A 23,537-nucleotide genomic window follows, 5' to 3' on the forward strand; every position below is an offset into this window, starting at 1 on the left:
AGACTAGTGCGGATCGGCAACACCGCGCCGCTCCTGCCAGCCACTGACGCCAGATGACCGACACGCCGACACTTCACATCGCCCTCTACCAGCCGGACATTCCGGGCAATACCGGCGCGATCCTGCGGCTGGCCGCCTGCCTCGGCGCGGCGGTGCATGTCATCGAGCCCGCCGGCTTCGACCTCTCCGACCGCGCCCTGAAACGTGCCGGCATGGACTATCTCGAAATGGCGACAATGCACCGGCATCTCAACTGGGAGGCTTTCGACGCCTGGCGCACGACGGAGAACCGGCGGCTTGTCCTGCTGACGACGCAGGCGTCGGCGCCCTACACGGCGCATGAGTTCCGCGATTACGACATTCTTCTCTTCGGCCGCGAAAGCGTCGGCGTACCGGACGCCGTCCATGACGCGGCGGACATCCGCCTGACGATCCCCATGGCCGAAGGCGCGCGCTCCATCAATCTCGCCCTCTCGGCGGCAATGGTCGCCGGCGAGGCCATGCGGCAACTCGCCTGGCAACCCTGACCGCGATCACGCGGCCTGCCGCTTCGGACGGCGCATCGCGAGCCCGTCGCGCATGTTCAGGCCGAGCAGCGCGATGTTCGACGCGCCGGCGACCAGTTCCACCGCCTGCACGACCATGAATGCCGTGTCGAATTCGCCCTGCCCCGCCTTCATGGCGAGAAAGATGGCGCTCGGCACGAGCACGAGGATGCCCGTCGCCGCGATGATCTTCATACGCGTCCTTTTGCGCGCAACGACCGGGCCGCGCCATTTCGCGCCGAGCGAAAAGCCGGTTCCCCCAGCGACCGCCATGGCCGGAACGAGGATCGCGAGCCCGTAGAGAACGCCGGTCTTGACCGCGGCGATCTGCGCCGCAGAGCCGAACAATTCGCTGGCCACCGTCGATGTCCAGAACAGGGTGATGGTCGCCAGGGCGAGTGCGCCCGCGACGGCGTGAATGCGTTTCTTCATGTCAGCCTCCATTTGCATAGCTTGCTATGTAAATAATATTGAATAGCCTGCTATGCAATGCTATCCACCGACATGGATTTCAAAAAAGATGCGTCGGCCGGCTACCTCGCCAACCACATGGCGCGGCTTTTCGCGCTCGCCCTGCACGACCGCATCCGCCCGTTGGGCCTCGCCCCGGCCCAGTTCATGACGCTTCTGGAATTGTGGGAAGATGACGGCCTGACCCAGAAAGACCTCGTCCAGCGCCTCGACGTCGAACAGGCGACCATGGCCAACACGCTGAAACGCATGGAGCGCGACGGCCTGATCACGCGCACCGAAAACCCCGAAGACCGCCGCGCCCAACTGGTCCGCCTGACGCCGAAGGCGAAAGCCCTGCAGGAGGACGCAACAAGCGCCGCGACAGGGGTCAACGAAGAAGCGCTGTCAGCCCTTTCCCCCGAAGAGCGCCAGGCCTTCGTCTCGTTGATGAGCCGGGTGATCGGGGCATTGCAGGATTAGAATCGTATAAGGGGTTTTTCTTCGTCGCCGATGAGAAGCCGAACATTGAAGCGAACGCCTTTCACGGACCAGCCAAGATGCAGCTTGGGCGCGCGATTGCCCTACCTGCGCCAATCGGCGAAAACACCGACCGGGCTCCTGTCTTGGCAGGTCAGCCCTTCCCCATCTCCGCGCGCATGTCGCGATGCGGGATGCCCGCCTCCGGATACTCGTCAGAGCACACGGCAAAGCCCAGCCGCTCGTAAAAGGGCACGGCGTGCACCTGGCTGGACAGGAAGAAGTGGCGGCCGCTGTTTTCGTCGGTTGCGGCGAGGTCGGCCATCATGAACCGCATTAGCGCCGCGCCGACATTGCGGCCGCGCGCAGCCTTGAGAACCGCGACGCGCTGGAACTTGTAGCAATCGTCAAGCACGCGCACCCGGGCGGTGCCGACGGCGCGGCCGCCGGCCTCGGCAAGGTAGTGGATGCAGTCGTCGTCGAGCCCGTCGCGCTCGAGTTCGGCGTCGACATTCTGTTCGCCGATGAAAACCGCCTCGCGGATGGCGAAGCAGGCGGCGAGGTCGTCGCGCGTCACGGCGCGCCGGCAGGTCGTGTGCATGTCTGTCATGGATGATCTTCTGTCAGTCGGCGGTCGGCAGGCGCCGCATGGTGAATTCGATAACGTCGCCATCCAGCACGCGCCAGCTTTCGACCTGCGTCCAGTAGGCGGCTTTCGGGTACTGATCGAACCATTCGCGGGCCTTGCGGCGGGCGTCGGGGCGATAAAGGCGGTAGGTTTCGCGCACAAAGCTGTCGGATCGCGATGTCGAGATTTCGCGGCTTCTCGCGAGCTGGCGGCCGACGGCCTTTCGCGGCGGTTTGGGTGGAAGCATGATTCTGTTCCCCGCAATGGCTCAAGTTTAGATCGTGCCGCCCGGCTGTCAATTCCGACGTGCAAGAGCGAATCGCGGGCTTGGAATCGATCTCGCGAATCGTTAACCCGGGACAAGTCCGTGACCGCGCCGAATCGAGAGTCCGCCATGCAGCAAAGACCCGACTTGCCGACAGGCTTGCCGGACGACATCGAGGAAAAGATGGCGGCGGCCAGCGCGTGGTTCGGAGAATTGCGCGATGAGATCTGCGCCGCCTTCGAGGCCATCGAGGACGATCTTTCCGGACCCTTCGCCGACTACGCGCCCGGCCGCTTCGAGCGCCGGCCGTGGCAACGCGACAACGGTGCGGGCGGCGGCGGTATCATGTCGATGCTGTATGGCCGCGTCTTCGAGAAGGTCGGCGTGCACACCTCGACCGTCCATGGCGAGTTCTCGCCCGAATTCCGCAAGCAGATCCCCGGCGCCGAGGCCGATCCCCGATTCTGGGCTTCCGGCATCTCGCTGATCGCCCATCCGCAGAACCCGAACGTTCCCGCCGTTCACATGAACACCCGCATGGTCGTCACGACGAGTTGGTGGTTCGGCGGTGGCGCGGACCTGACGCCGGTGCTCGACCGCCGCCGCACCCAGGACGACGCCGACACGGTCGCCTTCCACAAATCCTTCGAGCTGACCTGCTCGAAACACCCCGTCGCCGACTATCCGAAATACAAGCAGTGGTGCGACGATTATTTCTACCTGCCGCATCGCGACGAGCCGCGCGGCACGGGCGGCATCTTCTACGACTGGCAGCATTCGGCGGACGAAGCCGGCGGCTGGGAGGCCGATTTCGCCTTCACGCAGGATGTCGGACGCACCTTCCTGATCCTCTACCCGCATCTGGTACGCAAGAATTTCAACGAGCCCTGGAGCGACGAGGACCGCGAGGAACAACTCGTGCGCCGCGGCCGCTATGTCGAGTTCAACCTGCTTTACGACCGCGGCACGATCTTCGGCCTGAAGACCGGCGGCAATGTCGACTCCATCCTCTCTTCCATGCCGCCCGCCGTGAGGTGGCCGTAAGAAACGGCCTTGACGCACATCAATGCGCCCGACCGGCACATTGGCGTCAACTTTGCGCGGTACCGACAAGGTTCCAGAGCATGGAGGAGAAACACCATGAAACAGTACGAATGCATCGTTCCGGGCTGTTCCTGGCAGACCCATTCCGAGGAAGAGGCGGAAATCGTCCGCCGCGCCGCCGAACACCTGCGCAGCGCGCATGACGGCATGACGGTCCGCGAATCGACCGTCGATCAGATCAAGGCGCACATTCGCGAGGCCGACACGGCGTCATCCTGACAGCTGCCGTGCCGCATCGAGCAGGGTTTCGCGATCCAGGCGGAACCCGCTCTCGATCCAGCGATCCTCGAGATCCCGCAGGGCCCGGCCCATCTCCGGGCCTTGCTTGAAGCCGATTTTGGCCATGTCCGCGCCCGACAGCGGAAATGTCGGCCGCGACCAGTTCTCCGCAAAGCGCAGCGACCGGACCTGTCCGGCGACAACGTCCAGCCATGCGGCGTTCTCGTTCGCCTTGCTGCGCGCCAGGGCGAGCGCCAGCTTCAGCCGGTCCAGCACCGCGCCGGGTTTGCTTCGATAAAGCAGCTTCGCCAGCACCCCTTCCGAAATCTCCGGCGCGATCTCCGGCGCCTCCGCCCAGTCGATCAGGCGGTCGCGATCCGCATTGGCGAGTTTCCAGCGCGCCGCGACAGCCGCCGCACTTTCCGCCCGGTGCGGGATGATCGAGGCCAGCCGCAACAGCGGATCAACCTTCCAGCCGAACGCCTCTTCCGCTCCGATCAGCCCGGGCAGCGCGTCGGTTCCCCATTTCTCCGATTCCGGCAAGACCCGGCTCAACACGCCCGCCTGCCGCATCCACAGGATGGCCCGCGACGGATCGGGCGCTTCCAGAAGCCGGCGCATCTCCGTCCAGACCCGTTCGGCCGACAGTCCATCCAGACCGTCCTTCAGCCGGGCGCAGGCCAGGAGCCCATGCGAATCCGGCCGGCCGTGGCCGTACCATGCGAAGAACCGGAAAAACCGGAGGATGCGCAGATAATCCTCGCGAATGCGCTCCTCCGGCTCGCCGATGAAACGGATCGCCCTCGCCTCGATATCCGCAAGCCCGCCGACCGGATCGACGATCCGCCCGTCCGCCTCGCAGTAGAGCGCGTTGACCGTGAAATCGCGTCGCCGGGCATCCCCGTCCCAGTCGCGGCCGAACCGCACCTTCGCGCGCCGCCCGTCGGTCTCGACATCCTCGCGCAGCGTGGTCGCCTCGAAACCGCGATGGTCCGCAACGATGATGACCGTTCCATGCTCGATGCCGGTCGGCACGATGCGCATTCCCGCCGCTTCGGCGCGTCGCACCGTCTCTTCGGGCACGCAGGTCGTTGCGATGTCCACATCGCCGATCGGCTGGTCCAGCAGGTGGTTGCGCACCGCCCCGCCGACCACCCGCGCTTCCTCTCCGTCACCGCCGAGGATCGCCAGGATCTTCTGCAGCACCGGATCGCGAAGCCAGTCGGCCTCGATCCTCGCTTCACTCACCGGAATAGAGCCTTTCATACATCAGCCGGATGATACCGGCCGTCACGCCCCAGATGTACCAGTCGCCATAGGGCATCTCGAAATAGTGGCGCATGTGCCCGGCGACGATCCGGCTGCCCTGCGCATGGTTGGCTTCGTCCATCAGGAAGGAAAGCGGCACCTCGAAGACCGCGTCCACCTCGTGCGGGTTGGGCCGCAACTCGAAACCGGGCTTCAGTACCGACAGGATCGGATAGATCCGGAAACCCGACCCGGCCATGTAGTCCGGCAATCGGCCGACGATCTCGACATGCTCCGCGCCAATGCCCGTTTCTTCCTCGCATTCGCGCAGCGCCGCCGTCTCCGCGTTGCCATCCCCGGGGTCGATCCGTCCGCCGGGAAAGGCGATCTGGCCGGAATGCGTGCGCAGTGCCGCCGAGCGCTTGGTCAGAAGCACGGTCGGTGCGGCCGAATGGTCGATAACCGGGATCAGCACCGCGGCGTCGCGGAACGGCCTTGTGCGCAATTCCTCGGTGATCCCCGGATTGAGATGATGATCACCGAAATCGTCCGCATCGGCATGCCAGCCGCGCGAAGCGGCCCGCGCGCGAAACTCGCCGACCGTGAAGTCCCGCCCGATCGAGGCCGTTCCGCCTGCCGTCACCGGATCGCCCTTTCGAGGTCCTCGGCCGGCATCACCGAGAATGTCGCCCCGCCCGAGCGGATGGCGAACACGTCACGCCCGTCGATTTCGATCGTCTCGCCCAGTTCGACGAGATCGTACATGACAGCGCGGCTGACCAGCGCCTCCAGCCGGCCGCGCACATGCAGATAGGGCTTGAGCCCGTCGCTGCCCTCTTCCTCCTCGAAACGGATCGGATGGTCCGGCCCCGCCTCGACCACGTCGCCGACATTGGTACGAAACGTCAGCGCCTGGTGCGGCCCGCGATTGTCCACATGCATCTCGACGGCGAGGAACGGCGCGTCGTCCACCGTGATCTCGATCTTTTCGACCGGCGTGACGAGATAGGTCTTGCCGTCCTCGTCCTTGCGCAGCACCGTCGAGAACAGCCGCACAAGCGGCATGCGCCCGATCGGCGTGCCGAGATAGAACCAAGTCCCGTCGGCGGCGATGCGCATGTCGATGGCGCCGCAATTGTCCGGATGCCACTTTTCGACGGGCGGCAGGCCCTTCGAGCCCTGCACCGCACGGGACAACAATGCCTGCAGGCCGGAGATGTCTCCGGTCCCTTCTTCCGCCTTGCCCTCGCCTGATTTGGTCATTTCTCTCATCATTTGGATAAATCGGCGTGGAAAAACCGTCCAACTCACGAATTAGTCAGTCGATAGCGGCTTGTCAGCACCCCACACTGAATTACCTTTGAATTCGGCCCCGACTTTCCGGCCTACAGATGGAGACGCGCATGAGCACCCAGAGTTCCGGCGAAACGCTGACCGAATCCGAGGTGATCGCCGAAGCCGAACAGGCGCTGGACGGCATCAAGGCGATGCGGGCGGAGATCGGCAAGGTGATCTTCGGCCAGGAAACGGTTGTCGAGAACGCCATCGTCGCGATCCTTTCGGGCGGCCACGCGCTGCTCGTCGGCGTGCCCGGCCTCGCCAAGACCAAGCTGGTCGACACGCTCGGCACCGTGCTCGGCATTTCCGCCGGGCGCATTCAGTTCACGCCCGACCTGATGCCCTCCGACATTCTCGGCTCCGAGGTGCTCGAACAGACCGAGGACGGCAAGCGCTCTTTCCGCTTCGTGCGCGGCCCGATCTTCACCCAGTTGCTGATGGCCGACGAGATCAACCGCGCCAGCCCGCGTACACAGTCCGCGCTGCTGCAGGCGATGCAGGAATATCACGTGACCTTCGGCGGCGAACGCCATGACCTGCCGCAGCCCTTCCACGTACTGGCGACCCAGAACCCGCTCGAACAGGAAGGCACCTACCCGCTGCCCGAAGCGCAGCTCGACCGGTTCCTGCTTCAAATCGATGTGGACTATCCCTCGCTGGACGCCGAGCGGCAGATCCTGCTGGAGACGACCGGCACGCGCGACCAACACGCAAGCGCGGTCTTCACCGCCGACAAGCTGTTGGCGCTGCAACAGCTCGTGCGCCGCATGCCCGTACCCGAAAGCGTGGTCGACGCGATCCTCGACCTGGTGCGCTCGGCGCGCCCCGGTACCGGACACGCGGCGACGGATGCCCATGTCGCCTGGGGACCGGGACCGCGCGCCAGCCAGGCGCTGATGCTGTGCTCGCGCGCCCGCGCGCTCTACGACGGCCGGTTCGCGCCTTCGGTGGACGACGTCAAGGCGCTCGCCGAACCGATCCTGCAGCACCGCATGGCGCTTACTTTCGCGGCCCGCGCCGAAGGCGTCAGCGTGCGCGACGTGATCTCCGATCTCGTCAAGTCGCTGGACCGGGCCTGACCGCATGGCGACAGTCGGCACGCGCCACACTCCCGAAGATCGCAGCGACGCGCTGGCGCGCGCACGGCTTCGTGCCGCGCTGGTTCCCGACCTGCTAATCGAGGCACGGCGCATCGTGTCGACGGTCATCGCCGGCTGGCATGGCCGCCGCAAGCGCGGCATCGGCGAAACCTTCTGGCAGTTCCGGCCCTATGTCGCCGGCGAAACGCTGGCGAAGATCGACTGGCGGCGCTCCGCGCGCGACGACCACACCTATGTGCGCGACATGGAATGGGAGGCCGCCCACACGGTCTGGCTTTGGGCCGATCCGAGCCCGTCCATGTTGTTCAAGTCGCGCAGCGCCACGGTCTCCAAGGAGTCCCGCGCCCTCGTCCTGACGCTCGCGCTTGCCGAACTTCTCTCGCGTTCCGGCGAGCGGATCGGCTATCCCGGTCTGCTCAAGCCCGTCGCGGCGCGCAACGGCGCCGAACGCCTCGCCATGGCGCTTGCCAGCTCGCATGCCATGGCGCTGCCCGACCGGCCGCAGCTCGACATGGTCCAGCGCCACAGCGACGTGGTTCTGGTCAGCGACTTCCTCGATCCGCCGGAGGAAACGCTGGCGTTTCTCGACAGCATCGCCAAACGCGGCACGCGCATGCACCTGCTCGAAGTCGCGGACCCGGCGGAGGAAGTGTTTCCCTATGCCGGCCGCACCGAGTTCGAGGATCCGGAAACCGGCGTCCGCCTGACCGCCGGCCGCGCGGAGAACTGGGGCGAAGCGTACAAGACGATCTACCACGCCCGCCGCGAGGCGCTGCGCGACTATTGCCGCAAGCTCGACTGGAGCTACGCCGTCAACCGGACCGACCGCCTGGCCTCCGAGGCGCTGGTCGCCTTGCATGGCAGGCTGACGGGCCAGCCATCCACGGTTCCCGCAAGGGGAGCCGCATGATGATCGGAGCCGCGTGATGTTCGGATTGCCGCTCACCTTCGCTGCCCCCGCCATCCTGTTCGGACTGGTGGCGCTGCCGGTGATCTGGTGGCTGCTGCGGCTGACCCCGCCGAAACCGAAGACCGAGATTTTCCCGCCTCTGCGCCTGCTGGCCAAGGTCATCAAGCATGAGGAGACGCCGGCCCGCAGCCCGTGGTGGCTGACCCTGCTACGTCTTCTGATGGCGACGCTGGTGATCCTCGCCCTGGCGCGCCCGGTGCTCAATCCCACGGCCGATATCACGGGCGGCGAAGGGCCCCTGGCCCTGCTGATCGACAATGGCTGGTCGACGGGCGCGGATTGGGATGAGCGGATCGCGATGGCGACGCAACTCGTCGAAAAAGCCGGGGATGCCGGCCGGCCGGTGGCGCTCGCCTACACGGTCGCGCCCGGCAATGCCGACGTGACACTGACAAATGCCGCCGATCTTTTGCCCGCGCTCGCCGCGGCGACACCGCTGGCCGCCAAGCCCGACAGAACCGCTGCCGTGGCGCGGCTCGCCGCTGCGCTGGAGGATGCACAGCAGGGCGCGACGATCGCCTGGCTGTCCGACGGATTGAGCACGGAAAATGACGAGGAGACCGTCGCGTCAATCGATGCGCTCGAACCGACCGAGGTGCTGGTTTTCGATGGCGGCATCGACGGGCTGCGCGCCATTCGCGGGATCGACAACACGCCCACCAGCTTCGACGTCCATGTCCAGGCGCCCGACGGCCTTGCCGCCGGCACGGACCCTGTTTCCGTCTCCGCGTTCGACGAGAAGGGCCGGCTTCTCGCCGAGAACGCCGCCCTGTTCGCCGACGGAAGCGCCGAGACGGTCGTGCGCTTCGATGTGCCGTTCGAATTGCGCAACGATTTCGCGACGCTGCGACTGTCCGGCCAGCAGCAATCCGGCGGGGTCTGGCTTGTCGACGAGAACGCGCGGCGTCGCAGGGTCGGCCTGATCACGGGCCAGGCAGGCGATCTCGACCAGCCGCTTCTTTCGCCGCTGTTTTACATCCAGCGCGCGCTGCAGCCCTATGCCGACCTCGTCGAGGCGGAGACAGGCGATCTCGCTGTCGATGTGCCCGCGCTGATCGAGCAGGGCCCGGCGATGATCGTCATGGCCGATATCGGCGTCCTGCCCGAGGCCGCCTCGCGCAGTCTCGTGCAATGGGTGGATGAGGGCGGAACGCTTGTCCGCTTCGCCGGTCCGAGGCTTGCGGCAACGGCCGGCGACGACACGCTTCTGCCTGTCGATCTGCGCATCGGCGAACGTTCGCTCGGCGGGTCGCTGTCCTGGACCGAACCGCAACCCGTCGCCCCCTTCCCGCCCGGCGGCCCCTTTGGCGGCCTCGACGCGCCGCGCGAAGTCTCGGTCAACCGGCAGGTGCTCGCCGAACCGGATCTGGATCTCGTCTCGCGCACCTGGGCCAATCTCGCCGACGGCACGCCGCTGGTGACGGGAACTTCGCGTGGCAAGGGAACCATAGTGCTCTTCCACGTCACCGCCGAAGCGACATGGTCGAACCTGCCGATCTCGGGCAGTTTCGTCGAGATGCTGCGCCGTATCGCCAACCTGTCCCGCAACACCGGCACGGTGCAGACCGGCAATTCCGGCGTCCAGGGCGAAGCTTTGCCGCCGTATCGCATTCTCGGCGCCGACGGTGAACTGACGGCTCCCCCCGCCCATGTCCGGCCGCTCGACGCGGAAGCCGCGGCCGCGGCCGCCAGCTACGAACATCCGGCCGGGCTTTACGGCACGGCGGACGGCTTCGTCGCCCGCAACGTGCTGAGCGAAGACGACACACTCGTGCCGCTCGGTACGCCTGAATTCCAGGCGACGACCGCCTCTTTCGGCTATGCGATGGGAGAGGAAAGCGACCTGCGCGGCTCGCTCTTCCTGATCGCTCTGGCCCTCTTGGCGTTGGACACGCTCGCCGTCCTCTGGATCAATGGCCGTCTCCCGTTTTCAGGAAAAGGCCGCATCGGCGCGCGGCAGGCCGCGCCCGCGGCGGTCGCGCTTGCCCTGATCGCCGTCGCCGTGACATTCGCCGGCCCTGCCCTCGCGCAGGACAACGGCCCGCCCGCCGGGGACGAACGGCCCGGAGACGCGGAGATCATCGATATCCTGGAGACCACGCGGATCGGCTACATTCTGACCGGCAACCCGCAGACCGACGAGATCACCGAGGCCGGCCTGTCCGGCCTGACGCGGTTCCTGCAAAGCCGCACGGCGCTCGAGCCTGCGCCGCCTGTCGGGCTCGACCTCGAAACCGACGAACTCGCCTTCTATGCGCTGATCTACTATCCGCTCGACACGACCGCCGAGATGCCGAGCGAGGCCGCAATCTCCCGGCTCGACGCCTTCATGCAGGGCGGCGGCACGGTGTTGTTCGACACGCGCGACCAGTTGACCGCTTCCTTTTCCGGTGCCGCCGCCTCGCCGGAAAACCAGCGCCTGCGCGATATCCTGCGCGGCCTGAACATCCCGCCGCTGGAGCCCGTTCCCCCGGACCATGTGCTGACCAAGGCCTTCTACATCCTCGACCGTTTTCCCGGCCGCTATGACGGCTCGCCGCTCTGGGTGGAAGCCCCGACGACGCAGGAAGCCCTCGAAGGCCGGCCCGTGCGCAGCGGCGACGGCGTGAGCCCGATCATGATCACCGGCAATGATTTCGCCGGCGCATGGGCGCTCGACGAGAGCGGCCGGCCGATCTATCCGACCATGTCCGCCGATCCGCTGCAGCGCATCTACGCCTTCCGCGCCGGGGTCAACATCATGATGTACATGCTGACCGGCAACTACAAGGCCGACCAGGTCCACGTGCCGGCGCTGCTCGAACGGTTGGGACAATAGGCCATGATGACCCTGTCGCTCGATTTCGCTCCGCTCACCGCATGGTGGCTGCTCGCGCTCGTCTGCCTGCCCGTCGCAGCGCTCGTCGCATGGGCGCTGCTGTCGCGCACCCGCGGCGCGCTTCTCAGGGCCGGTGCCGGCGCCGCCCTTGCCCTCGCCATCGCCAATCCGGTGATCAACGAGGAGGAACGCGCGCCGCTTTCCACCGTGGTGCCGCTGATCGTCGATCGCAGCCAGAGCCAGAAACTCACCGACCGGGTCGAGACGACCGACGCCGCGCTGCAGGCGCTGCGCGACCGCCTCGAACGCTTTCCGCAATTCGAGGTCCGCGAAGTCGAGGCCGGAAACTCGGAAGGCGGCGGCGCGGAGACCGAAACGCGCCTGTTCGACGCACTCGCCTCGGCGATCCGCGACGTGCCTCCGGCCCGCATCGGCGGCGCCATCATGATCACCGACGGGCAGGTTCACGACGTGCCCACGGGCGAAGAGACGGGACTGCCCCCGAACGTGCCGCTGCACGCGTTGACCACCGGCCGCGAGGACGAATTCGACCGCAAAATCGAGTTCACCCAGGCGCCGCGCTTTTCGATTACCGGACAGCCGGTCGCGATGACCTATCACGTCGTCGATTCGGGCGCGGGTGACGAAAGCGGCGCGGTGGAAGTGCAGATCTTCCTCAATGGCGAGCTCGTGGCCACCGACATCGCCATCCCGGGACAGGAAACGCCGCTCGACCTCAGCCTCGACCGCGCGGGCGCGAACATCATCGAACTCGCCGTGGACGAACTGCCCGGCGAACTGACGCTTGCCAACAACCGCGCCGTCGCCGAAATGCAGGGTATCCGCGAGAATTTGCGCGTCCTGCTCGTCTCCGGCGAACCGCATTCCGGCGAGCGCACCTGGCGCAACCTCCTGAAATCCGACGCCTCGGTCGATCTCGTCCACTTCACGATCCTGCGCCCGCCCGAAAAGCAGGACGGCACGCCGATCAACGAACTCTCGCTGATCGCCTTTCCGACGCGCGAGCTTTTCGTCGAGAAGATCGAGGATTTCGACCTGATCATCTTCGACCGCTATCAGTACCGCAACGTCCTGCCGTCGCTCTATTACGACTACATCGCCGAATATGTGCGCGGCGGCGGCGCCCTGCTGGTCGCGGCCGGCCCGGAATATGCGGGCGAGAACTCCATCGCCAACACGCCGCTCGTCACCGCGCTTCCCGCCAAGCCGACCGGCGTCGTCACGGCACAGGGCTATTTCCCGCGCATTTCAGACGAGGGCCGCCGCCATCCGGTCACCCGCGATCTGGAAGGCGGACAGGCCGAGCCGCCCAATTGGGGCCGCTGGTTCCGCACCATCGATGTCGAAACGCCCGACGGCGTCATCGCGATGAACGGTGCGGACAACCGGCCGCTTCTGGTCCTCAACCGCTTCGGCGAGGGCCGCGTCGGCATGATCCTCTCCGATCAAGGCTGGCTGTGGGCGCGCGGCTTCGAGGGCGGTGGACCGCATGTGGGTCTCTATCGCCGCATGGCGCACTGGCTGATGAAGGAGCCGGAACTGGAGGAGGAAGCCCTCACCGCATCGACGGACGGGCAGACCCTGACGATCAGGCGACAAACCATGGAAGACGAGGTCGCACCGGCGCGGCTGCGCTCGCCGAGCGGCGTCGAAACCGAGGTCGATTTCCAGAACCAGGGCAACGGCATCTTCACCGCCCGCATCGAGGCGGACGAGGTCGGGCTCTACGAGATCACGCAGGGCGATTTCTCGACGCTCGCCCATGCCGGCCCCGTCGATGCACCGGAATTCCGCTCCATGATCTCGACCACCGAGATCCTCGAACCGGTGGCCGAAGCCAGCCGGGGCAGCATTCGCCGGCTGGCCGATGCGAGCGACGCGCTGCGCGTGCCCACCATTCTCCCCGTCCGCGCCAACGGCACGGCCTTCGGCGGAGACTGGATCGGCCTGCGCACGACCGGCGAGACCGAACTCCTCGGCGTCACCCGCTACTCGCTGTTCAGCGGGTTCCTGGGTCTGGCGCTTCTGTTGCTGGTACTCTCCGGCATGTGGCTGCGCGAGGGACGATAGAGCCGGCTTCTTTGCCGCATTGCGCTTCCGCGCTCGATGGTGTTTTCATCGATTCTATTGACCTAACGGAAGGCGAGGCCGCGATGACACATACCCTGACCGACAACGCGCGGATGCGCGCCAGCTTCGTTCGACTGTCGGCGACCGCGATTCTTGCAGCCGCTCTTGCCGCAACCGGACCGGTATCGGCCATCGCGCAGGGAATGGGCCATGGCGGCATGCAGCATCACGGCGCCGATGGCACGGGCCACGACGAAGTCACCATGCCGGGCCTGCGCGGCCTCGACGCAACGCCACGCGAAAGCGCCGAACTCGCCGAAATGTTCCGCAATTTCCCGGATATCTCGCGCGAAGTCGTAGAGCTCCCGAACGGAATCCGCACAGTGACCTTCTCGCAGGACGAAGACCTGATGGCTGTCATCGCAAGCCATGTCGTCGGCATGATTACCCGTGTGGAAGAACGCCGGGACCCGCAGATATTCATCCAGAGCCCGACACTCGACATCTTTTTCGAACGCGCGGACCGGATCGAGACGCAAATCGACATGACGGACGAGGGCATCGTCGTCATACAGACCTCCGACGACCCGGAGGTCGTGGCCGCCCTGCACACCCATGCGGGCGAGGTCTCGGCAATGGCGGATCGCGGCATGGCCGCGGTCCACGAGATGATGATGCAACGCGCCGGCAACTGAAGTAGGGAAAGCGGCACGCTGCACGGCTTCGGTATTCTGCCCGCCCGCTAAAACGGCGCGGCCTCCGGCGATGCCTGGATCGGCCTGCGCACCACTGGCGAGACCGAGCTCCGTGGCGTCACACGCTACTCGCTGTTCTCCGGCCTTCTCGGGCTGGCGCTTCTGCTGCTCATTCTGTCGAGGGCCTGGTTCAGGGAAGCGCGGCAGCCACATCTGACCTTCAACCTGTCTGAAGGTCCGCTCAGCGGACGGAGCTGCCGTCGGCTGCTCACCTATGTTAATGCAAATGTTGGCAGGACTGGTCGAGGAGGAAACGATGTCTCCGGCGTTTGGGCGGATCGTGATCTACACCGGAAAGATCGACCACATGGCAGAGTTCTACGCGCGCCACTTCGGTTTTCGGTAGTGCGCTCGATGACGGATCGAATTGTAAAGTTGGTTCCGCAAACTTCAGGCGCGACGATCCTTTTGCATCCCGCAGCTTCGAAACAAAGAGGAAGCCAAGTCCTCGTGAAGCTCGTATTCGACGTCGAGGTGTTCTGTGCTGTCGTAAAAGCCAATGGGTTAGAATTCGGAAAGATTCATCAGGCCGACGGATACAGTCTTGCCAACGCCAAGGACCCGTCCAAGAACTCCATTCAGGTATCTAGCCGAGCCTTTGTCACATCATGATTGGGCTCCAACCCGCCGTCCCGCGACACGGTCTCGAAGCGACCGGCCACCGGCCTTGTGGAATATACGGTGGCCGCCTCGGCCACGAAGTGCTAAGCGGCTCGGCAGGTTCCCCGCATCGACAACCCATGGATCGCAGAATGTCCCGCCTGACACCCGAAGGCAGCAAAATCGCAGCCGAGATAGCCCAGCGCCACGGCGTCTCCTCCGGCGCGGTCGAGACGCTTCTCGTCGCCCTGGCCAACGGCCATGGCGTGCAGGCGCAATTCGACCATCCGGACCTTGGCGGCATGGGGCAATGGTCGCGGGGCGGGATGACCATGGTCGGCGACATGTTCAACAATGCGCTGAAGGCAAAGGTCGATGCGCTGTGCGCCGAACTCTCGCAAGTCCTGTCGGAAAGCCAGGTTTTCGCGGCCGCGGAGCGTCCGGCAAGCTCGCAGAGCCAGTATCAGGGAAGCGGCACCAGCTTTTTCGTCGCCGGATCGGGCTTCGGTGGAAACTGGTGGCCGGCCGAGCTCGGCGCGCCGTCCTCGACAGGCGCCCAGAACGACATGCGCTATGCGGTCTTCCCACAAACCCGCCGCCTGGCGATCCAGGTCGCCGGTCATGTCGAGATTTTCGATACCGCGGATCACAGGATTACCGGCGTGTCGCAGCAGCAAAGCGGCGATCAGTCGCTGACCTTCGTCAGCCAGAACGGACTGGTGAAAGTCGCCGATTTGACGCGGATACCGGCCAACCCAGGCAGTGAGCCCGACGCCGTCAAACAGCCCGGCTCCTCACCGGAGACGCCAGCGGCCGGAGAGCAAGCCGCCGATATATCGCCCTCGCCCGCCCCGGCATCCGTAAGGCCGTCTCCGACAATGCAAGATACGGCTTCCTTGGCCAAATCCGCCGAGCCACAGCCCTCGTCGTCCTCCACATCCTCGGAAGAGATCATCTCGCTGATCCGCAAGCTCGCCGAGCTCAGGGAAAGCGGCATTCTCACGGATGCCGAATTCGAGGCAAAGAAGGCCGAGTTGCTGGCGCGGCTGTAGCGCACCGATTTCAAGACTGTCCCGGCATCGGGCCCCTACTTGAATATCGCCGCATAAATTGGCGCGAAGAACTTCGTGAAGTCCTTGACCTCCGGCCGCCTATAGGCAACCGGAGTCGACGACCGGGCACATCGTCTTAGACAAGAACCTTTGGTCGGTATCGCCGCCGCCTGACCCGGCAAAGCGCGCGGACGTGGCAAGGCAGAGCACCTCCTCCACCTGGCAATCCGCCCTCTTGTATCCCACATAGGACTTCCCTGGATTGTCCTCGGAGCGCGTCAGAACCCCATGTCCACCGGCCAGATCATCCTGCTTTTGCTCCTGGTCCTCGCTGCGGGCGCTTACGTCTTCAGGGGCTGGTCGAAACGGCAGCGGCGCAAGCGGCTTCTCGCCTCAGAACTGTCCGGCCACCAGCGCGCCATCATCGAAAAATCTGTGCCGCTGGTGCGCCGCCTACCGCCGGACTTGCGCAGGAAGCTCGAAGGCAAGATCAGCCTCTTCCTCGACCAGATCCGCTTCGTCGGCTGCAACGGTCTCGACGTGACCGAGGAGATGCGCCTGTCGATCGCGGCGCAGGCCTGCCTGCTCGTCGCGAACACCAACACCTGGTACCGCAACCTCTACACGATCCTCATTTATCCGGACGCTTTCACCTCGCGACGGATGGAGCAGGACGGCTATGTGGTGACGGAGCGCCAGACTGCGCGCCTGGGCGAGAGCTGGTCACGCGGCCCGGTCATCCTGTCCTGGACCGACGTGGAAGACGGCGCCGCCGACGCCCATGACGGCCACAATGTCGTGTTTCACGAATTCGCCCATCAGGTGGACGACCTCTCGGGCCACACAAACGCCATCCCCGTCCTGAGCAAAGGGCAGAGTTTTCGCGACTGGGAACATGCCTTCGTCGATGCTTTCGACAGACATGTCCGCAACGTGGAACGCGGACACCGAACGCTGTTCGACGCCTATGGCGCGACCAGCCACGTCGAATTCTTCGCCGTTGCCGTCGAGGTCTTCTTCGAAAAGCCGTTTGAAATGAAAAGCGAGGAGGCGGACGTCTACGAGCAACTGGCGAGCCTCTTCAGGCTCGATCCGGCCAGTTGGGGTTAGGCACGAGGCTTTTCCGCCCAGCGCACCATCCCACCAAGAGTCTCGCTCACGTCCGGCTGAAGCGCGCAGACGAGGAACCGCGCCGGATCGACCGGTCCGGGCATCTGCACCTTGCCCCGCGGCAAGGTCTCGAAGCCGAACGGCCAGTAATAGGGCTTGTCGCCGACGAGCAGGATATAGCCCGCGCCGGCTTCCCGCGCGGCGGCCACGGCCCGGCGCAGCAGCGCCTTGCCGATCCCCTTGCCCTTGAGCCGTTCCTGCACCGCCAGCGGTCCGAGCAGCAGACCCCGCGCGCCCGTTCCCGCCGTTTCGATCCATGTCAGGCGCACCGAGCCGAGCAGCGCGCCGTCGCCCTCGTCGAGTGCCACGAAGGACAGCGCCGGATCGTGCGGTCCCTGCTCGCGCACGCGAAAGGCCGCGCGGCTGTAGCGTCCGGGCCCGAAGGCTTCGGCGTGAAGGAGATCGATGGCGGATTGGTGGTCGCCCGTTTCGGGCGCGATGGCAAAGGCGGTCATGTTAACACCAGGCAGATACGACGATGGACAAGCGGATTGGGCCGAAGGCGGCGGTGCCGTCCCGGTTCATCGTCGGAAGAAAATTGCCCTGATCGCGGTGTTCATTCATGCCGCGTAGCACTCCGCCTCGCCCCGGTCCATCTGTTTTTTCGCCCGGAATCCCGACGATTTGGAACGGTGACGCATTGTTTGACGTTTGACACCTGACGGCGCGCCAATCGCGAATTAGATGGCGGGTGAACGCAAAGGAGCACGACATGGGCCTTCTGGTCGACGGAAAATGGCATACCGACTGGTACGACACCGAATCCACCGGCGGGCGGTTCGTCCGCAAGGAATCGCAATTTCGCAACTGGATCACGGCGGACGGCGCACCCGGCCCGACGGGTGAAGGCGGCTTTCAGGCGGAAGCCGACCGCTATCATCTTTACGTCTCGCTGGCCTGCCCCTGGGCGCATCGCGCGCTGATCTTCCGCAAGCTGAAGAAGCTGGATGACCTGATACCCGTATCGGTGGTCTCGCATTTCATGGGCGATGAGGGCTGGACCTTCGACCAGTCGGAGGGCTCGACGGGCGACGCACTGCACGGCGTTGAGTTTCTGCGCGATGTCTATCTGCGCGCCGAGCCGAAATATAGCGGTCGCGTCACAGTGCCGGTGCTCTGGGACAGGAAACGCGAGACGATCGTCTCCAACGAATCCGCCGAGATCATCCGCATGTTCAACACCGCCTTCAACGACCTGACCGGCGACACGACGGATTTCTATCCCGAAGACCTGCACGACGAGATCGAGGCGGTGAACGCGTTCGTCTATCCGAACGTGAACAACGGCGTCTATCGGTCCGGTTTCGCGACGACACAGGAAGCCTATGAGGAAGCGGTCGGCGATGTCTTCGATGCTCTCGATCGGCTGGAAGACCGCCTGTCACACCAGCGTTATCTCGCCGGCGACCGCATCACGGAGGCCGACTGGCGGCTTTTCACGACGCTGGTGCGCTTCGATCCGGTCTATGTCGGCCACTTCAAGTGCAATCTGCGCAGGATTGTCGACTATCCGAACATCTCGAATTACACGCGCGACCTGTTCCAGGTGCCCGGCGTCGCCGAGACGGTGGACCTCGACCACATCAAGAAGCACTACTATCGCAGCCACGAGACCATCAACCCGACCCGGATCGTCCCGGCCGGACCGGAGATCGACTATTCCGCGCCGCATGATCGCGACCGGTTTTCCAAGTCACCAGAAGGGATCGGGGACGACACCGTGGTCGAGTTCGCGGATGCGCGCCGCCGATGAGGCGGTGATCGCATCGGGCAGATCATGAAGATCGAAAAACTCGGCGGCGACGATTTCGCGGTCTCGCGACTTCGGCGCCGTCTGCCTGACATTGCGGCAATGGTAGACGACGACGTGGTCGCGCCGCGTGACCCGGTTGTTGAAATGGACCGAACAGAGCCGGGGCGGGTCGACAATGACCGCGTTGGCTTCTTCGCGCAATTCCTTGGCAAGCGCGTCGATCACGGTTTCCCCGCTGTCGACGCCGCCGCCAGGCAGGTGCCAGCCGGGAACATATGTATGCTTGACCAGCAATATGCGTCCATCGGCGTCGAAGGCCAGCGCCCGCACGCCGAGCGTCATCGGCCGGCTGACGAGAAACCAGGCGTGAAACAGCCGCGCTTTCAGATCGGGTTTCATCCTTGCACCGCGAATCCTTCGAATCTGGCGGTTGTATTCCGCGTATCCTGCCTTACGAAAGAGCCATGGCATACACGCTGACACATATTTCCGACGTTCATTTGGGGCCGCTGCCCGACGTGCGCACCGTCGATCTCCTGTCGAAGCGCATCACCGGCTATGTGAACTGGAAGCGAAACCGCGCCGCGCATATGGAAAGCGGGACGCTGAAGCGGTTGCTGGCGTCCATGAAGGGGCTTGCACCGGACCATGTCGCCGTGACCGGCGATCTGACGAATCTCGCGCTCGACGCCGAGATCGTCAACGCAGCTGTCTGGCTTCGGGAACTGGGTTCGCCGGAGAACGTCTCCGTGGTGCCAGGCAACCACGACGCCTATGTGCCCGGCGCGCTGTCCAAGGCCGTGACCGCCTGGAAAACCTACATGACGACGGAAGCGCCGGACGCGCCGACGACGCGCAACGGATTCCCCTTCCTGCGCGAGCGGGGTCCGCTTGGCGTGATCGGCGTCAACAGCGCCGTCGCGACCGCTCCGTTCATGGCCTCGGGCATCTTCACCCGCACGCAGGCCGAAGGACTGGCCTCGGTTCTCGATATGGCCCGGGAAAAGGGTTTGTTCCGCGTCGTGCTGATCCACCATCCGCCGGTGCGCCGCGCGGCATCGCCGCAAAAGCGGCTCTACGGCATCAGGCTGTTCCAGTCGGTCATCCGCCGCCACGGCGCGGAACTCGTCCTGCATGGCCACACCCATGTGCCGCAACGCCACTGGATCGATGCGCCGGACGGCAAACAGGTGCCCGTGATCGGCGTGCCAGCCGGCGGCCAGGCGCCCGGAGGCCGCAAGCCCGCCGCCGCGTTCAACCACTTTGAAATCGACGGCGAGCCCGGTGACTGGCGTTGCACCCTGAAAGAATATTCCGTGGCCGGAAAGGTTGGCGCCACCACCGTGACCGAGCGCCGGGTGCTCCACGGACCGGAGACCGATTCCGGCTCTAGTTCTGGACCAGCAGGTTCTGGAAGGCGAGAAGCAGCGCGCCTGCGCCAATAACGACGCCGAGCAGGACCCATACGACCGCATTCGCGATCGACTGCGCCGATCCCATGAAGGACTTCGAAGGTTCCGGCTCCGCGTGGCCCGCCCTGGCCGGCTCCGAAGTCTTCGCCGGCTCCGGCGCGTGTTCGGCGGGCTTGAGCGAAACGGTTTCGCCCTCGACACGGCGGTCCCGTTCCGCGGCCTCGCGGCGCAAGGCTGCAAGCTCGCGCTCGATCCGGTCGAGCGGCCGTTCCGACCCCGAGGCCGGGCGATCCGTGTCGTCGGGTTCCGGCGCGCGCCCAGTCGCCAGTTCGCGATAGGACGTCACGTCTCCCGACATGGCGAGGTCGCGCTCGTGAATGCGTTCGGCAACATAGGCCACGATCCGCTCCGCGACGATCGAGCGGTCGGCAGACTCCCCGAGGACCACACGGCCGAGACGCGTGTCGCGCACGAAACGATAGGTGCGCCGATCCGGTCCCATCATCACATGCGCGGTCGCATCGATCCAGAAACGCGGCTGCAGACCGGAGGTGAGCGCGAAGTCGAAACGGTCGTCATCCGGCGGCACATCCGCGATCACCGGCGCGAGATCCTCCGCGAGCAATTCCAGCCGGGTGCGCGTCGCCTCGCGCATTTCCACGACGACATCGCCACGGTCGGCCGCGGCGATTTTCATCTGCCGCACCGCATCCACCAGTCTGGTCGTCACCGGATGATCCGGCTTGTCCCGATCGTGACTCATGCACCGCTCCGAAGGGGTCGTGTTCATGATTTGTTAACAATAATCCGCGCCGCACGCGACTCTTTTTGCGGCGACAGGGAGACCCGGTCAGAACGCCCGGTCTTCTGCCCGTTCGTCGGACAAGGCGGCCAGAAATGCATCCGTCACCACCTCGCGCGCTTCGTGAAGCAGCATGTGGCCCGCACCCTCGATGCGGCGCAATGCGAAACCGTCCGGCAGGTCCCGGCTTTGGGTCACGGGCAGGACGGGATCCTCCGTCCCCCACAACACCCGCACCGGACATTCGATTGCCGCGAGGCTCTCGCGCGGCAATTCGCCCTGCCGGTCGTCGCGCGTGATCATCTCCGCGATTGCGGTCAGCTCGCCGACAAGCGCCTGGTCCCGGCGTTCCTCTTCGAGCGCGGCGAGGTCAGTCTCCGGCGCCTCCGCACCCGGCGCCACCATTCTGGACAGCGCATCGCGCAATTCCTCCCGCGAACGCGCGCGGGCGAATTGCCTGAGCGTCGCCGCCGCGATCTCAGGACCGAAACCGCCCGGTGCGACAAGCGTCAGGGACTTCACGCGACCAGGCGCTTTCATGGCGATCAGGCACGCGACCGCCCCGCCCATGGAAAACCCGCCGAGATGAAAGTGCTCTATCCCAAGCCGGTCCAGAGTCGAAAGGACCGCATCCGCACCCGCGCGCGGATGGCGCTTGCCGCCAACCCCGACAGAGCCGCCATGCCCCGGCAGGTCGGGAAGGACGAGCCGCGCGAACCTGCCAAGATCGTCGAGAACCGGGTCGAAGGAGTGGCCCGACCCGCCAAAGCCGTGCAGCAGGACAAGCGTCTCGCCGCTTTCAATGCCAACCTGCCGTGCGGAAAGAACGATATCCGCGTCGGCGCGCGCCGCCCTACCCGTCATCGGCGCTGGAAACCGGCGCACCGGCATCACGAAGGGCGGTTACCAGTTTCACGGCCGCGGTCTTCGGCATGAGCCGCGAATAGTGGGAAAGCGGATCGTCGAAGAATCCGTCATCGCCGTGCATTGCTTCCGCGAGCATTTTCTTGCGCAGTTCTTCATTGCCAACGAGCCAGGCCGCGATCAGGCGCGCGGCGCAATAATGCGAACGGTCATGTCCCACGAGGTTGCGCGAACTGGCCAGCACGAGATCGGTCCTGCCCTCCTGAAAGGCTGACACGAACAGGGCGTAGTCCCACCATGTCGGATGAACCGGCGACGCATTCACCGCGCGTTCGAGCACATCGACCGCCTTCGCGAAGTCACCGGTCGCGATCAGCGTATTGGCGTAACTCGACGCGATTCCCAGATCATACGGGTTTAGCACATTGCCCTTGCGAACTTCGTCAAGCGCGGCGCCGATCTCGCCGGAGACCTGCAATGCCCACGCCAGGGACCGATGTGCTTCCGCCGAACTCGGCGCCAGTTCGATGGCCCGCCGACCGTAGACGATGGCGTCGTCCAGACTGGCGTTTTCCGGATAATCATACCGGTCCGTTACGGTCTCGACCGTCAGTGAGGCCAGATTGGAGTAAAGAAGGGTCGAATTGACGTGCTTCGCCAGGAGGTTCTGCTGACAGTCATACGCCGCGCGATGCCGCTGGGCGCTCTGCTCGTGGAAATAGGTCGCCGAGAGCACGAGGCACTCGGTCAGTGGATTGAGCCGCCCCTCGGACTCGAGAAAGGCATAGATGACGCCGCCGACAGGCAGGAAGCGGCTGGAAATGCGCGACACGTGCTCGGCCGTGGCATCCGCATCCAGCCCGCCGGGAACCTGGTCCGTTGCAATGAGGATGCCGCTTTCGCTGTGATAGAGCTGGATATTGTGCGAACGCGTGCCCGCCGGGACAGCCCGCATGTAGAAATCTGACTGGGGAACATCGACGGTCGGCGACCGGTCGGTCGTGTAGACGATGCTCCCGAAGCGCGGCAGCGCGTCCTCGAACGCCGCCCGGAGCGCGGGGTCGAAATCCGCGGCCACCGAGACCGACGGCAGATAGACGCTTGGAGAAGCGGCCGGCAGCTCGGCGACCTCGGAGGCGACCGCAGGCGCCGCTCCGGGATCGGCAACCGTGCGATTGCCCAACAGCATCATCGCCAAATTGCCGCAGAGCAGCACGAGGATCGCGATCCGCGCGGCCCAGACCAATTGAGAGTCGTCCGCAAACCGGCCTCTGGCCGCGCTTTCCGCGCCCTCGGCGGACCCTCCGGGAACCGGCGTCGCCACGCGGCGAACCAGGCCACCGCTTTCGGGCTGTTCTTGCCGTTTCAGCTCATAGGCAGGGACGTAGGAGCCGCGCGGAACGCTGATCTGGATATCGTTCTCCGCGCCCTCGGCGGCATAGTAGGTATCGATCAGGTCGCGCAGGCGCCCGGCCTGCACCCGTACCACCGCGTCGGTGGACGGATCGAAACTGTCCTGGCGGTCGAAGACATCGAGCGCGATGGCGAAGCCCTTGAGGCGGTCGGCCTCGCCCTCGAGGTCCTTTTCGACGATGTATTTGAGCAGTTCGCGAGACCGCTCGGAGCGGGAAAACGTCTCGCTTCCGAGGATTCGGTCGAGCTCCTCCCGGATCGCGGCGGGCTCGATCTGGTCGATCTGGACGGTCGCCGTCAAGTGTCCCGGCCTCTGGGTTTCATTGAAAGGTTCGTTAAGTGACTGTACGTCAGCATACTACTACAAAATATAGCCTATAAAAAACACCCATACGCAATTAGTCTTAATACTATGGCGGCGTGCCGGGGCTTTTTTTTAGCCCGGCACACCGACCTGGTC

The 23,537-nt window shown here is 65.1% G+C and carries 24 protein-coding genes; 13 read left to right on the forward strand and 11 right to left on the reverse strand.

What is annotated here, in order from left to right:
- Nucleotides 1-53 precede the first annotated feature (53 nt).
- Nucleotides 54-527, forward strand: coding sequence for a tRNA (cytidine(34)-2'-O)-methyltransferase (locus LC343_RS04160; protein WP_223475824.1), 474 nt, complete (start codon nt 54-56; stop codon nt 525-527).
- A 6-nt stretch (nt 528-533) separates the two neighbouring features.
- Here LC343_RS04160 and LC343_RS04165 read toward each other — a convergent pair whose 3' ends face one another.
- Nucleotides 534-977, reverse strand: a complete 444-nt coding sequence (locus tag LC343_RS04165) for a hypothetical protein (protein WP_223475825.1) — start codon at nt 975-977, stop codon at nt 534-536.
- A 72-nt stretch (nt 978-1,049) separates the two neighbouring features.
- On the opposite strand from LC343_RS04165, the gene LC343_RS04170 reads away from it, so the two are divergent.
- Entirely contained in the window at nt 1,050-1,478 is a 429-nt protein-coding gene (locus LC343_RS04170) for a MarR family winged helix-turn-helix transcriptional regulator (RefSeq protein WP_223475826.1), read from the forward strand.
- A gap of 151 nt (nt 1,479-1,629) precedes the next feature.
- Here LC343_RS04170 and LC343_RS04175 read toward each other — a convergent pair whose 3' ends face one another.
- A complete protein-coding gene (locus tag LC343_RS04175) occupies nt 1,630-2,085 on the reverse strand; it encodes a GNAT family N-acetyltransferase (RefSeq protein ID WP_223475827.1) in 456 nt (151 codons plus the stop codon).
- Nucleotides 2,086-2,098: 13 nt separating this feature from the next.
- Nucleotides 2,099-2,350 (reverse strand): hypothetical protein, encoded by a 252-nt coding sequence (locus tag LC343_RS04180; protein ID WP_223475828.1) that lies wholly within the window; start codon nt 2,348-2,350, stop codon nt 2,099-2,101.
- Between the two features lie 147 nt (nt 2,351-2,497).
- On the opposite strand from LC343_RS04180, the gene hemF reads away from it, so the two are divergent.
- Both hemF and LC343_RS04190 read left to right on the forward strand, forming a co-directional pair.
- Complete coding sequence (hemF, locus tag LC343_RS04185) at nt 2,498-3,412, forward strand: oxygen-dependent coproporphyrinogen oxidase (protein ID WP_223475829.1); 915 nt, start codon at nt 2,498-2,500, stop codon at nt 3,410-3,412.
- 96 nt (nt 3,413-3,508) lie between these two features.
- The gene (locus tag LC343_RS04190) at nt 3,509-3,691 is read left to right on the forward strand and encodes a DUF1059 domain-containing protein (protein ID WP_223475830.1); all 183 of its coding nucleotides are present in this window, start codon (nt 3,509-3,511) and stop codon (nt 3,689-3,691) included.
- Here LC343_RS04190 and LC343_RS04195 read toward each other — a convergent pair.
- From LC343_RS04195 to LC343_RS04205, 3 genes are read right to left on the reverse strand one after another with little or no spacing between them, the layout of a single operon-like run.
- The gene (locus LC343_RS04195; RefSeq protein WP_428982494.1) at nt 3,683-4,939 is read right to left on the reverse strand and encodes a CCA tRNA nucleotidyltransferase; all 1,257 of its coding nucleotides are present in this window, start codon (nt 4,937-4,939) and stop codon (nt 3,683-3,685) included. The two genes, LC343_RS04190 and LC343_RS04195, sit on opposite strands and share 9 nt — an antisense overlap.
- A complete protein-coding gene (locus LC343_RS04200; RefSeq protein WP_223475832.1) occupies nt 4,932-5,582 on the reverse strand; it encodes a CoA pyrophosphatase in 651 nt (216 codons plus the stop codon). Before LC343_RS04200 ends, LC343_RS04195 begins: the two co-directional genes overlap by 8 nt.
- Nucleotides 5,579-6,202: a DUF1285 domain-containing protein gene (locus LC343_RS04205; protein ID WP_223475833.1), complete on the reverse strand. Its 624-nt coding sequence runs from the start codon at nt 6,200-6,202 to the stop codon at nt 5,579-5,581. Before LC343_RS04205 ends, LC343_RS04200 begins: the two co-directional genes overlap by 4 nt.
- 140 nt (nt 6,203-6,342) lie before the next feature.
- Between LC343_RS04205 and LC343_RS04210 the strand changes: the two genes are divergently transcribed.
- The 7 genes from LC343_RS04210 (at nt 6,343) to LC343_RS04245 (ending at nt 16,773) form a co-directional block, all read left to right on the forward strand.
- A complete protein-coding gene (locus tag LC343_RS04210; protein ID WP_223475834.1) occupies nt 6,343-7,356 on the forward strand; it encodes an AAA family ATPase in 1,014 nt (337 codons plus the stop codon).
- 4 nt (nt 7,357-7,360) lie between these two features.
- Nucleotides 7,361-8,287, forward strand: coding sequence for a DUF58 domain-containing protein (locus LC343_RS04215; protein ID WP_223475835.1), 927 nt, complete (start codon nt 7,361-7,363; stop codon nt 8,285-8,287).
- 16 nt (nt 8,288-8,303) lie between these two features.
- Nucleotides 8,304-11,165, forward strand: a complete 2,862-nt coding sequence (locus LC343_RS04220; protein ID WP_223475836.1) for a DUF4159 domain-containing protein — start codon at nt 8,304-8,306, stop codon at nt 11,163-11,165.
- 12 nt (nt 11,166-11,177) lie between these two features.
- A complete protein-coding gene (locus LC343_RS04225) occupies nt 11,178-13,256 on the forward strand; it encodes a hypothetical protein (protein WP_428982508.1) in 2,079 nt (692 codons plus the stop codon).
- Nucleotides 13,257-13,339: 83 nt separating this feature from the next.
- Nucleotides 13,340-13,951 (forward strand): hypothetical protein, encoded by a 612-nt coding sequence (locus LC343_RS04230; protein WP_223475837.1) that lies wholly within the window; start codon nt 13,340-13,342, stop codon nt 13,949-13,951.
- 812 nt (nt 13,952-14,763) lie between these two features.
- The gene (locus tag LC343_RS04240; RefSeq protein WP_223475838.1) at nt 14,764-15,663 is read left to right on the forward strand and encodes an SHOCT domain-containing protein; all 900 of its coding nucleotides are present in this window, start codon (nt 14,764-14,766) and stop codon (nt 15,661-15,663) included.
- Between the two features lie 288 nt (nt 15,664-15,951).
- Nucleotides 15,952-16,773, forward strand: coding sequence for a M90 family metallopeptidase (locus LC343_RS04245; RefSeq protein WP_223475839.1), 822 nt, complete (start codon nt 15,952-15,954; stop codon nt 16,771-16,773).
- Here LC343_RS04245 and LC343_RS04250 read toward each other — a convergent pair.
- Nucleotides 16,770-17,288 (reverse strand): GNAT family N-acetyltransferase, encoded by a 519-nt coding sequence (locus LC343_RS04250; protein ID WP_223475840.1) that lies wholly within the window; start codon nt 17,286-17,288, stop codon nt 16,770-16,772. The genes LC343_RS04245 and LC343_RS04250 overlap by 4 nt on opposite strands.
- 257 nt (nt 17,289-17,545) lie before the next feature.
- On the opposite strand from LC343_RS04250, the gene LC343_RS04255 reads away from it, so the two are divergent.
- Nucleotides 17,546-18,586, forward strand: coding sequence for a glutathione S-transferase family protein (locus LC343_RS04255; protein WP_223475841.1), 1,041 nt, complete (start codon nt 17,546-17,548; stop codon nt 18,584-18,586).
- On the opposite strand, the gene LC343_RS04260 is transcribed toward LC343_RS04255, so the two are convergent.
- Nucleotides 18,527-18,985 carry an NUDIX domain-containing protein gene (locus LC343_RS04260; RefSeq protein WP_223475842.1) on the reverse strand — a complete coding sequence of 153 codons (459 nt, stop codon included), beginning with the start codon at nt 18,983-18,985 and terminating at the stop codon, nt 18,527-18,529. The two genes, LC343_RS04255 and LC343_RS04260, sit on opposite strands and share 60 nt — an antisense overlap.
- A gap of 65 nt (nt 18,986-19,050) precedes the next feature.
- On the opposite strand from LC343_RS04260, the gene LC343_RS04265 reads away from it, so the two are divergent.
- The gene (locus LC343_RS04265) at nt 19,051-20,031 is read left to right on the forward strand and encodes a metallophosphoesterase family protein (protein ID WP_428982495.1); all 981 of its coding nucleotides are present in this window, start codon (nt 19,051-19,053) and stop codon (nt 20,029-20,031) included.
- On the opposite strand, the gene LC343_RS25310 is transcribed toward LC343_RS04265, so the two are convergent.
- The 3 genes from LC343_RS25310 to LC343_RS04280 form a co-directional block, all read right to left on the reverse strand.
- On the reverse strand, nt 19,976-20,761 hold the full coding sequence (locus tag LC343_RS25310; RefSeq protein ID WP_428982496.1) for a hypothetical protein: 786 nt from the start codon (nt 20,759-20,761) through the stop codon (nt 19,976-19,978). The genes LC343_RS04265 and LC343_RS25310 overlap by 56 nt on opposite strands.
- Before the next feature lie 87 nt (nt 20,762-20,848).
- Complete coding sequence (locus tag LC343_RS04275) at nt 20,849-21,664, reverse strand: alpha/beta fold hydrolase (protein ID WP_223475843.1); 816 nt, start codon at nt 21,662-21,664, stop codon at nt 20,849-20,851.
- A complete protein-coding gene (locus LC343_RS04280; RefSeq protein WP_223475844.1) occupies nt 21,654-23,378 on the reverse strand; it encodes a tetratricopeptide repeat protein in 1,725 nt (574 codons plus the stop codon). Before LC343_RS04280 ends, LC343_RS04275 begins: the two co-directional genes overlap by 11 nt.
- Nucleotides 23,379-23,537: the final 159 nt, after the last annotated feature.

Source organism: Oricola indica (assembly GCF_019966595.1).
Taxonomy (GTDB): Bacteria; Pseudomonadota; Alphaproteobacteria; order Rhizobiales; family Rhizobiaceae; genus Oricola; species Oricola indica.